Origin of the sequence: Streptomyces cahuitamycinicus, assembly GCF_002891435.1 — a bacterium.
Taxonomy (GTDB): Bacteria; Actinomycetota; Actinomycetes; order Streptomycetales; family Streptomycetaceae; genus Streptomyces; species Streptomyces cahuitamycinicus.
In genome coordinates this window covers 1-10,485 of the sequence record NZ_POUC01000292.1, presented here as the reverse complement: position 1 = coordinate 10,485, position 10,485 = coordinate 1, and the positions used below count along the sequence as shown (strand labels likewise).

12 protein-coding genes are annotated in these 10,485 nt (G+C 70.7%); 2 read left to right on the top strand and 10 right to left on the bottom strand.

Annotated elements, in window-relative coordinates:
- Positions 1 to 308 precede the first annotated feature (308 nt).
- Positions 309 to 662 (top strand): hypothetical protein, encoded by a 354-nt coding sequence (locus C1J00_RS30020; RefSeq protein ID WP_102912133.1) that lies wholly within the window; start codon positions 309 to 311, stop codon positions 660 to 662.
- 66 nt (positions 663 to 728) lie between these two features.
- Here the strand turns inward: C1J00_RS30020 and C1J00_RS30015 are convergent, their stop codons facing one another.
- From C1J00_RS30015 to C1J00_RS29970, 10 genes are all read right to left on the bottom strand, one after another.
- Positions 729 to 959, bottom strand: a complete 231-nt coding sequence (locus C1J00_RS30015; RefSeq protein ID WP_102912132.1) for a hypothetical protein — start codon at positions 957 to 959, stop codon at positions 729 to 731.
- A 294-nt stretch (positions 960 to 1,253) separates the two neighbouring features.
- On the bottom strand, positions 1,254 to 1,724 hold the full coding sequence (locus C1J00_RS30010) for a pilus assembly protein TadG-related protein (protein WP_102912131.1): 471 nt from the start codon (positions 1,722 to 1,724) through the stop codon (positions 1,254 to 1,256).
- The gene (locus C1J00_RS30005; protein ID WP_102912130.1) at positions 1,721 to 2,149 is read right to left on the bottom strand and encodes a TadE/TadG family type IV pilus assembly protein; all 429 of its coding nucleotides are present in this window, start codon (positions 2,147 to 2,149) and stop codon (positions 1,721 to 1,723) included. The genes C1J00_RS30010 and C1J00_RS30005 overlap by 4 nt, the downstream gene beginning before the upstream one ends.
- Positions 2,150 to 2,611, bottom strand: a complete 462-nt coding sequence (locus C1J00_RS30000) for a TadE family protein (RefSeq protein ID WP_102912129.1) — start codon at positions 2,609 to 2,611, stop codon at positions 2,150 to 2,152.
- Positions 2,612 to 2,667: 56 nt separating this feature from the next.
- Complete coding sequence (locus tag C1J00_RS29995) at positions 2,668 to 2,919, bottom strand: hypothetical protein (RefSeq protein ID WP_102912128.1); 252 nt, start codon at positions 2,917 to 2,919, stop codon at positions 2,668 to 2,670.
- 87 nt (positions 2,920 to 3,006) lie between these two features.
- Complete coding sequence (locus tag C1J00_RS29990; protein ID WP_180989741.1) at positions 3,007 to 3,930, bottom strand: type II secretion system F family protein; 924 nt, start codon at positions 3,928 to 3,930, stop codon at positions 3,007 to 3,009.
- On the bottom strand, positions 3,930 to 4,919 hold the full coding sequence (locus C1J00_RS29985) for a type II secretion system F family protein (RefSeq protein ID WP_102912127.1): 990 nt from the start codon (positions 4,917 to 4,919) through the stop codon (positions 3,930 to 3,932). The genes C1J00_RS29990 and C1J00_RS29985 overlap by 1 nt, the downstream gene beginning before the upstream one ends.
- Positions 4,920 to 4,926: 7 nt before the next feature.
- Positions 4,927 to 6,234 (bottom strand): TadA family conjugal transfer-associated ATPase, encoded by a 1,308-nt coding sequence (locus C1J00_RS29980; protein ID WP_102912126.1) that lies wholly within the window; start codon positions 6,232 to 6,234, stop codon positions 4,927 to 4,929.
- Positions 6,231 to 7,121 (bottom strand): hypothetical protein, encoded by an 891-nt coding sequence (locus tag C1J00_RS29975; RefSeq protein ID WP_102912125.1) that lies wholly within the window; start codon positions 7,119 to 7,121, stop codon positions 6,231 to 6,233. Before C1J00_RS29975 ends, C1J00_RS29980 begins: the two co-directional genes overlap by 4 nt.
- 17 nt (positions 7,122 to 7,138) lie before the next feature.
- On the bottom strand, positions 7,139 to 7,882 hold the full coding sequence (locus C1J00_RS29970; RefSeq protein WP_102912124.1) for a hypothetical protein: 744 nt from the start codon (positions 7,880 to 7,882) through the stop codon (positions 7,139 to 7,141).
- Positions 7,883 to 8,526: 644 nt separating this feature from the next.
- On the opposite strand from C1J00_RS29970, the gene C1J00_RS29965 reads away from it, so the two are divergent.
- Positions 8,527 to 10,485: hypothetical protein (locus tag C1J00_RS29965; protein ID WP_180989740.1), on the top strand; the 1,959-nt coding region annotated here is incomplete at its 3' end.

Sequence of the window (10,485 nt, the reverse complement as noted above, 5' to 3'; positions counted from 1 at the left end):
AGCGTGCCCTCCCCCGCCATGCCCTTGACCAGACGCAACGCGTCGGACACGTCGTCGGCGAAGTCGTGCAGATGCTTCGCGAGTGTGCGCACCCGCTGCGGATCACCAGGCGTCGGATCCTTGTCCAGATCCAGGACATGCCAGTCCGCAGGCCTGTGCCCCGCCATACCGCAACCCCCGTCACGCGCACATCCACAGCAACAACCGTATGCACACGTGAACTTACAAGGCACAACCGTTCGACGGGAAGATCGGGCCAGGGTACGGTTTCTCGGAGATCAGAGTGCCGGACGTTGGGGGGCTCCCGGATGGGCAAGGGCAAGAGCGACCTCGCGCTCCCGCTGACCGAGCTGGAGAGCTACGGGCGCCGGCTGCGTTCCATCAAGACCCGTCTGAATCACACCAAGAAGCTCTTCGAGTCCTACAAGGACGATATCGGCGACGGCAGCGTCAATGACGCACTCGACGATTTCGAGTCCAACTGGGAGGACGGGCGTGAGGACATCACGCAGCAGCTGGATGCACTGGCCAGTATGTCCGATGCCGTTGTTCGCGAGTTCAAGAAGCTGGATGACGAACTCGCCAAGAAGGTGAACGACGCCATGAAGACCGAGGACAAACGGGGCGGTAAGGGCGGCAAGGGGGACGGCGCGGGGAAGTAGGCCCCGTCCGAGCTACGTGGAAAGGCCCTGGATCCGAAAGATCCAGGGCCTTTTCCGCGCGCTGCCTCAGGAAGCGATGGCCGCGTTGAGGTGCAGGTCCGCCGCGATGCCCTGCGGCGAGACGGCGAGGCCCAGGCCGCCGCCGACGCCGGTCGTGAGGCCCGCGGCCGTGGTCTCGACGTAGAGACCGGCTGCGGCGCCGGCACCCGCGGTGGCGCCGCCCGCCTGACCGCCGGCGACGGTGTCCAGCTCGGCGTCGGACATCTGGGCGGTCTCGATCTGCGGGGTGAACGCCATGGGGAGTGGTTCCCTTCGTTTTTTCATTCAAATGCTCGAGCGCGACTGATCAAAGCACGTCGGGAGAGGGGGCGGCCAGTCGGTGGCGACGGGTGGGAGTGGAATGGCGAGGGGAGAATTCATGGGTGTGACCTTTTGGTCACCGGTAACCTCGCGGTCTTCACATCTTCTGCCCCACCGCGGTACGGGAATGTGGTCCGCAGTAAGGGAAATGGGCCGGGCTCGTTTTCCGCCCGGCTCCTTCACGACCCCGCGGTGACCGGTGTGCAGATGCGACGAAGGTTCCGGACCGGCTCAGCCGACCTCGTTCTGCGCCACGGCCTGCCCGTGGACCACCACGTCGCCGCCGTAGAACATTCCCGTGAAGACCGGGGAGTACGTGAGCTGTACCTCGACCTCGACCTGCTCGGCGTCCGCCGTCACGCAGTGGGTCGCGCCGATGTCCGCGCCCGTCATGTCCATCTCGCGGGCGAAGGCCTTCACGCGGGCGTTGCAGTTCTCGAAGTTGATCGGCGCGGGGCCGCCCTCGTTCTCGTAGAGGGCGTCACGGTCGATGTCCTGGGCGGCGTATCGGGCAGCCTGTTCGGCGATGTCGGCGGCGCGTTCCCGCTTGGAGATGGACAGGCCGCCGTCGATGACGAACGCGGAGAGGGAGAGGAAGACGAGGGTGAAGATGATGACCGCTCCGGCGCCGGAGCCGCGGTCGTCCAGCCGCGCGCCACGGGCCGCCCACCACGACCGCCAGGAGGAGCGTAGGTGTCTCACGCCGACCTCCGGAACGGGTCGAGCGGGGAGCTGAAGCTCGACGACAGGGTCGTCGGGACGTCGAGGCCGAGCATGGCGAGACCCCGCACCTGACAGCTCACCTCGACGGTGAAGATGGTGTCCGGCTCGAAGCCCTGGCTGGTCTGCGTGACGGACACCGGGCCCGAGCAGACGTCCGCCAGGTTCGCATCCGCGGCCTTCCTCGCCTCGGCCATGGCCGTCGCGTGGTCCTTCTGGATCGACCCCGCGCGGGCCGCGTCCCGGGCGGCACCGTCGAGCGCCCCACGGCCGTCCACCAGCTGACCGAAGGCCACCAGGACCAGGATGAACAGGATCATCACCGGTGCGAGGATCACGACCTCGACGGTGGACAGGCCACTGTCGTCCGCGGACCGGCCGCCCTCGGGGAGGAAAGGGACGGACATTCAGTTGCCCTCTTCCTGTACGAACCGCTCCACCGGCCCCACCGACTGCGCGTGAACCGTGAGTTCCAGCCCGGGGAACACCGTCGGGACCGTCGCCGCGATCTCCACGCCCACCGTGTTCTGCTCCGGCTGCACCATCGTCACGTCCGGAGACAGGACCAGTTGGGGGCCGAGCTGGCGGATGTAGCTGTCCACCACGTCCCGCGCCTCGCCCCGCCACGCACCCGGCTGCTCGTCGGCCGTGGCGCGGGCCTTGCGGGCTCCGGCCTGGGCCGCCGCCTGGGCCACGTGGTCGGCGAAGAAGTACAGGGCGAACTGCACCGTCGCGAAGATCATGAAGAAGAGGACCGGGGTGAGCAGCACGAACTCGATCGCGGTCATGCCTGAGTCGCCGCGGGCGGCCGCCCGTTCCCGTGCGGCCCGCACCCAGCGGCGTGCCCGTCTGCCCACATCTGCCGACATCCCGTGAACCCCGTTGCTCTTGATGCTCCTGGTGCTCCTGGTGCTCCCGAGAGCGATCAGCAGGTCTTGCCCGCGTCCGCACCCTTGATGCAGTCGCCGACCTTGTTGGCGCCCTCGCTCAGCGCGGCGTTGATGATGGCGGCCACGACACCGACGATCGCCACGACGACCGCGGAGATGATGACCCACTCGACCGCGGAGGCACCGCGGTCCAGCTCGCCGGAGCGGGCCCGCTCGGTGCGGGCCTGGAGGAAGGTGACGAGGAAGTCCACGGCGGGGATGCCGGTGTGGAGGTTGCGTCCGTTCATGACGTCTTGTCCTTTCGAAATCAGGTCACGGAGTTCTGGAGTTGTGGAGTTCGCTCACTGCGAGCTCACCGCAAGGCTCAGCACGGCTCACTGCACCTGGAACACCCGCATCGCCGCCGGAAAGATCAGGAACACCAGGAACCCGGCGCACAGCAGCAGCTGCGCCACGAGCATCGACTGGGACTTCTCGCCCGCGCTGCCCTCGATCTCGGCGAGCTCGCGGTGCCGCATGGTCTCGGCGCGGGAGGCGAGGGACTCGCGGACCTTGGCTCCGTCGTCCGCGACCAGGGCCAGGGATGCGGAGAGGTCCTTGAGTTCCTCCACGCCGATCTCCTCGCCGAGCGCGCCGAGCGCCTGCCACTGGCTGACGCCGGTGATGCGGGCGTCGGACAGGGCGTTGCGGATGCGCTGGTTGGCCCAGCCGTCGGAGATCTCGGCCGCCGCCATCAGGGCCTCGGGCAGACCGCGTCCGCCTGCGAGGCTCATCGACACCAGGTCGAGGTACGCGCCGATCACACGCCGCAGGTCGCGCCGCTTGTCGGCGGCGTCCCGCCGTACCTCCAGGTCGGGCAGGAAGAAGAAGACGACCGCGAAGAGCAGGGCCATCCAGACCGGGATGATCGGGCTCCTGCCGAAGCCCAGCGTGTAGACGATGGCGAACAGGAACGGGCCGAAGAACAGGCCGGCCACGCCCAGCAGCACCTTCGTCGCCAGGAACTTCTCCCAGCTGCGGTCCAGCACCGCGAGGTCCGCGCGCAGCGAGCGCTGCTCCCAGCCCTGCTGGAGGTAGAACTCCGAGACACGCAGGCCCACTTCGGCCCGCACCGCGCCCAGGCGGCCATTCTCCCGCTCGACGCGGGCCGATTCGTAGGCCGAGCCTCGGGCGCGCATCGCGTCGATCCGCGCGACCTGTGAGATCGCGCTGCGCTTGGTGGGCATGAGGGCGCGCACGAGGGCGTAGATGCCCAGGCCGATGACGGCGCCGACGACGAGCGGCATCGTGAGGTCCATCAGCGAGCCCCTTCTTCCTGCGGCAGCCGCTGCTGGGACTGCGCCCCGGACGGCGTCCTCGGACGGACGAACTGGACGGAGGCCTCGTCGCGGACCAGGAAGCGCTCGGGTGTCTCGATGGTGGACAGCTTGCGCAGCCACCAGAAGCCGAGCGCGAACAGGCCGCAGACACAGGCCAGGACGAGCTGGCCGACGGCCGTTCCGTACGGCTCCACGAAGTCGCGGTTGAAGATGGACAGGCCGAGGACGAAGGCGACGGAGACCGCGACGACGATCTGCACCGAGCGGCGGGTCGAGGCGCGCTGGGCCATGACCCGCTGGCGCATGTCGACCTCCTCGCGGGCCGACTTGGCCAGGGCGCCGAGGACTTGGCGCAGACCCGGGCCGCGCAGCCGTGCGTTGAGGATGAGGGCCGCGACGATGATGTCGGCGGAGGCGTCGTCGATCTCGTCGGCGAGCTGCTGGAGCGCCTCGGGCAGCGGGGTGCGGGCGCGCAGCCGGTCGACGAGGGCGTCGAGGTGGGGGCGCAGCACGGGGGCCGCGGCACGGGCCGAGGCCGGGATGGCCTGTTCCAGGCCCACGGCGCCGGCGATGGTGTCGCGCAGGGACTCCGTCCAGGAGGCCAGGGCCTCGACGCGGCGCATGGCGGCCCGTTCCTCACTGGCGCCGCCGAACAGGCGGTCCCAGAAGAAGACGAGGACGCCGGCCGCGATGCCCGCGACGGCCCAGCGGGTGAGGACGAGGACGACCAGGCCGACAATGGCGGCGAGCGAGCCGCGTTGGCCGGCGAAGCGGATGAGTTCGCCCGCCCGCTCCGCGGCCTTCTGCTTCTCGTGGTCGGGCTTGGCGGGCAGTCCGCGGATGGCGATGAGGAGGAGGGCGAGGCCGCCGCCGACGGCGACGCCGCTCCCTATCGAGTACAGGACGGTGGTGGAGAACAGGCCGCCCATGGAGCCGAGCGAGCCGATGGCCGTGTTGGTCGTGGTCATCCCCGGCTCACCCCCAGGTCCCGGACGGCTGGTAGCCGTGTGCCATCAGTTCCTCCAGGCAGGCTATGGGGGCGTGCGGCACGATCCGGCCGTCGGGGGCCTCCGCGAACACCTCGCTGGACAGCACCCGTCCGTCCACGCCGTTGACCTCGCGGACGGAGGTGACCATGCGCTGGAGGCGGCCGCCGTTGCCGAAGTTGTTGCGCCGCTGGATGAAGACGACGAAGTTGACCGCGCCCGCGATCAGCATCTGGCTGGCCTCGATGGGCAGCCGTTCCGTCGCCTGCAGCGCGTAGGTGGAAATACGGTTGAAGACCTCGTGCGAGCTGTTGGCGTGGATCGTGGACAGTGAGCCGTCGTTGCCCTGCGACATCGCGTTGAGCATGGTGACGATCTCGTCGCCGAGGACCTCACCGACGATGACCCGGGAGGGGTTCATACGCAGCGAGCGTCGCACCAGTTCCGCCATCGAGATGGTGCCCTGGCCCTCGGAGTTGGGCAGGCGCTCCTCGAAGGCGACCACGTTGGGGTGCAGGTCGGGGAAGGTGTCGAGGCCCAGTTCCAGGGCCCGTTCGACGGTGATGAGGCGCTCGTGCGGCGGGATCTCGTTGGCGAGGGCGCGCAGGAGCGTGGTCTTACCGGCGTTGGTGGCGCCGGCGATCATGATGTTCTTGCGGGCTCGGACCGCGCAGGCCATGAAGTGGGCGACCTCGGGCGACAGGGTGCCGTTGCCGACGAGGTCGGAGATGAACACCTTGCCCATGCGCGCCCGGCGGATGGACAGCGCGGGGCGCCGGGTGACGTCCATGACGGCCGACAGTCGCGAACCGTCGGGGAGGCGCAGGTCGAGCTGGGGGTTGGCCGAGTCGAAGGGCCGGGAGGAGAGACCGGAGTACGCACCGAGCACCTGGATGAGCTCGATGAGCTCCTCGTCGGTCTCGGCGACGGGGTCCACCTTCTCCTCGCGTCCGTCGGCATACCCGACGAACACCTGGTCGCAGCCGTTGATGTCGATGTTCTCGACCTCGGGGTTGTCCAGCAGCGGCTGGAGCCGGCCGACACCGAACAGCGCGGCGTGCACGGCGGCCGCGTACTGCTCCTCGGTCTCGGCGTCCAGCGGCGTACGGCCCGCGTTGATCTCCGTGCGGGCGTACTCCTCCAGGATCTGGGCTATGACGGCACGGGCGTACTGCCGCTCGTCCTCCGTGGACATCGGGGTGACGCCCGCGACCTGGTCCTGCCGGCGCTGCTCGGCGATGCGGTCGCCGGCGTCCTGGCGGAACCGCTTGACCAACTGGTGGTCGACAGCGGTCATGCGCCGGCCCCCGCGTGGCCCTGCATCTGGCCCGGGGCGTGCGGGGCGTGGTGGGCCTGGGGCGCCTGGTCGGCCCGGGCGGAGGCGGCCCAGGCGGCGCCGTACTGCTGGTAGAGGTCGGCGGCGACCTTGCGGGCCGAGCGGATCAGCAGCGACTTGTCGAGGCGGCCCCGCTTGCGGCCGGCCAACTGGTCGGCGCCGGCCGGGTCGTCGGCGATGGTGCCGACCACGCGGGCACCGGTCTGGGCGTGCACGAGCATGTCGTTGACCTGCGAGGCGAGCTTGCCTGCCGTGCCGGTGTCGGCGATCAGGACGACGCCGATCATCGGGGTGCCGAGGCTGGCGGCGCCACGGGGTCCGCCGTGCAGCTTGGCCGCGAGGGCGGCGGCGCGGTCCCGGACGCGGGCGAGGGCCTCCGGCTCGGTGCGCGAGATGAGCAGCACGAGCGCGGCGTGCGGGAACAGCTCCACGGCCGGGGTGTCGCCGCTGACGCGTCCGCAGTCGGCGATGACGTCGGCGGCGGCGTGCGGGGAGTCGGCGAGGGAGTTGAAGGCGTGCCCGAGGGTCGGCCACAACCCCGCCAGTCCGGCGGCCTGTTCGGCGATCCCGAGCCCGACGAGGACCTCGAGACCGCCGCTCAGCGGCTGGACGTGGTCCCAGAGCTGGTCGGGCACGAGGCCGCGGCGGGCGGTGGCGGCGATGGAGAGCATGCCGGTGTTGGGGTTGAGCGGTCCGCCGTGCGCGGCGGCACTGCGGTAGACGAGGTCACCGCCCGCCGGGTCCGCCTCGGCGAGCAGGACACGCCGCGGCCAGACCGCCGCGAGGGCGACGGCCGCGGTGGTGACGCCGGGGGAACCCTTGTCGGCGGCGAGAGCGATGAGCGCCATGGGTTGGGTGCCGCCTTCTAGTTGCCGGAGTTACCGGGGACCTGGACGAGGGCGACCTCGCCGTTGGAGGCGGCCTGGGCCAAGCCGGCGGCCTTGTCGCTGTCGACGGTCAGGGTGACCGCCAGGTTGGTGCTGCCGACGATCTCGTCGCCGCTGTCCTTCGGGCCCGGAACGTAGGTGACGCGGGCGCTGTCGACGATGACGGAACTGTCGGTCGCCGACGACGAGGAGGAGTCGCTGTTGCTGTTGCCCGAGCCGGTGGCGGAGCCGACACGGTAGGCCGCGACGGTGTCGCCCTGCTTGATGCCGGTCGGGTACTGGCCGGCCTTGAGGGAGAGGCCCACGGTGGCCTTGCCGGCGGCGACACCCGCCTCGTCCCCGAACATCTCACCGACGACGACGGCTCCGGCGGGGATGGCGTTGACGGCCTTCAGCTTCTGCTTCTTCAGCTCGTCCAGCTGGGTCCACTCGATGTAGTGGATGCTGTCGTCCTTGGCGACCATGACGGGGGTCGAGTTCGACTGGGTGACCGAGCCGCCCGGGGGGATCGCCTGCGTGACCTTGACGACCTCGATGCGCTCACCGACCTGGAGCACGAGCATGGTCGCACCCAGCGCGCCCGCCAGGATCAGCAGCACCGCGAGCGCGGCCAGAGCCGGTTTGCGCTCGCGAGGCGGGGTGGGAAGCCGGTCGCCGACCGACGGCTGAGCCGGAGCGGCGGAACGACCTGCGCCCGCCCCCGTACGCTCTTGGATCTTCACGCAACCGCTCCCCGTACACCCAAGAAGATGTCTGTCATGTGCCTTCAAATTCGGACACTTCACCCGCGTCGACCCGCACGGAGAAGTGCGGGACGGGCCGGACGTACCCGCCCGACCTGGGCGAATAGCCAGCACTGGGGGTGAGTGTCAAGCCATCGCACCGTATCAGCCGCACATAAGCCCCTCAAGGCGCGTCCGGCCCCACGGGTCGCAGGGTGCGGCCTGTTATCCATCTGCAACGTCCGGCCCGGTCAACCCTCCCAGAATCAGCCCCAGATGACGGCAGCACCTGTGCGTGAGCGAATCGCTTGGGACCCCAGCAGCCCAGGACCACGGGCTGGTTCGTCACCTACCGGCCATCAGGCCTGCACGATTCACTCACGAAGTCGGGGTGGGACACCGCGTGACCCCGCCCTGGCGAGGGCGACGCCGATCCTGAGGAGCCCCTCCGGAGCACCGGCCGGGCCGCAGCCACGAATTCGAGGTGCGGACACCGCACGATCCCGCCCCGGCGAGGGCGACGCCGTGATCCTGACGAGCCCCTCGGGAGCACCGGCCGAACCGCAGCCGGGCGTCCTGTAGCACTCGCGAACGGCCGAGTAGAGTGCCGCGCGGACATCGATCGGACCGCGGGGGACTCACCGGTGAGAGCAGTCACGACGAACAACGCCCGCACAGCAGGGATACGGGCAACGAGCAACAGCCGCAGGCGCGTTGTCAGGCTGCTTCTCGCCCTGAGCGCGCTGACGGCCCTCTTCGCGACCGCTACATCCGCCGTCGCCGCGAGCGCCGCCGATGCCCCCACCCAGGCCGCCTACCTCGCCGACCGCCTCCGCGAGAACCCGGTCCACGTCACCGACCAGCTCCCCCGCGAGGTCCCGCGCTCCACCGCCCCCGACCTCGCCCGGATCGCGAAGAAGACCGGCGTCCCGACGTACGTCCTGGTCCTGCCCATGCAGAGCAGCACGGACGGACGGCAGCTGCTCGGCGCGGTCCACGACCGGCTCGGGCGGGACGGGCTGTACGTCCGTTTCGAGGGTCCGGACATCGCGGAGGCCAGGGCCTTCGGCGTCGACGCCCCCGCTGACGCCGCCGTCACCGTCACGCAGTACGAACTCCCTTACGACGCGGGTCCGTTGCTCAGCTTCGAGCGGTTCGCCGACGTCATCGCGCAGGGCAACGAGAAGGCCGCCGCCCGCGCCGAGGCCGCTCGCGAGAAGTACCAGGACGACGAGCCCTCCGACTTGTACATCGGCCCGTCCGACCGCCAGAACCAGTCGTTCATCACGGGCATCCTGCTCACCGGCGTACCGCTGACGATCCTGCTGCTCGCGGTCTACGCGGGGCGCGGGCGGCCGAAGAAGCCCGTCCTGCGCCCGGTCGTCTGGGGCGCGGCTCTCCTGTCCGCCGCCGCTGTCGCCCTCGCCGCCACCGCCGTCTTCGACCAGACCCGGTCGAGCGCGGCGCAGCCTCCCACCCCCGCCGATCTGTCGGCCCGTGTGGAGCGGGTCGCCGCAGGGCTGAAGCAGGACCCGGTGTACGCCGATCCGGAGAGCCCGCGCGTCCTCGACGCCCGGCAACTGGACCGGCTGCACGAGCGGATCCGGGACTTCCGGCGTTCCGACGGCGGCGGCCCGGTGTACGTCTCCCTCGTGCCGCAGACGCCGGAGAGCGAGTCGGCCGGCGACTCGGGCCTGTTCGCCGCGGCGGTGCACGCCAAGGTGGGCGGGGACGGGGTGTACGTGGTCGCCGATCCGGACGACGGCACGATCGACGCCTACAACCACGGCCTGCGCCTGGACGGCAACCTCCTCACCTTCGACATGCCGGACTCCGTCACGCTGGGCGACAGCAGGGCGGACGAGGCCGGCGACCACCTCCTCGGCGAGCGCCTCGACGCGCTGATGACCTTCCTCGACGACACCCCGCGCACCGACCGGCCCTGGTCCGAGCCCGCGCCCCCCGCAGCGCCGAGCGCCGCCGGTGAGACCGCCCTCCCGCCCCTGTTCTCCACGGACTTCTGGCCGGGCCTGTTCGTGGGCGCCTTCGCGGCCCTCCTGCTGTCGAGCGTCGTGGCCGGGGCGACCTGGATCGTCCGGGCCCTGCGGCGGCGGCGCTCCCCCGCGCCCGAGCCGTCCGGCAGTTTGCCGCTCACCGCCCCGACCGAACCGTCGGTGTCCTACCTCCGGCGCACGGCCTACGCCGAACTCACCGCTCTTACCGCCGAGTTCAGCTCCCCGGACGATCGCGGCCGCGCCTGGGACCACCTCGACGCCGCGCTCCTCCTCGTCGACGGCGATCCCGGGCGCGTGCGGCAGCCTGGGACGGATGCCGCGACCCTGGTGGCCGTCATCGTGCTCGCGCGAGCCGGCCGTGCCGCACTCGCCGGCGACCCGGCCGACCTGTGCTGCGGCGTCAACCCGCTCCACGGCCCAGCCACCCGCCGGCACCACGTCCGCGTCTCGGCCGAGCGCAACCACCGCCGCCTGCTCCCCGTCTGCCGGCTCTGCGGCGACACGGCCGTCGCCGAACCGGGCGGCATCCCGGCCCGGCTGCTGAAGCTGCCCGACCCCTCCCCCGGCAACACCCGCGTCCCCTACTAC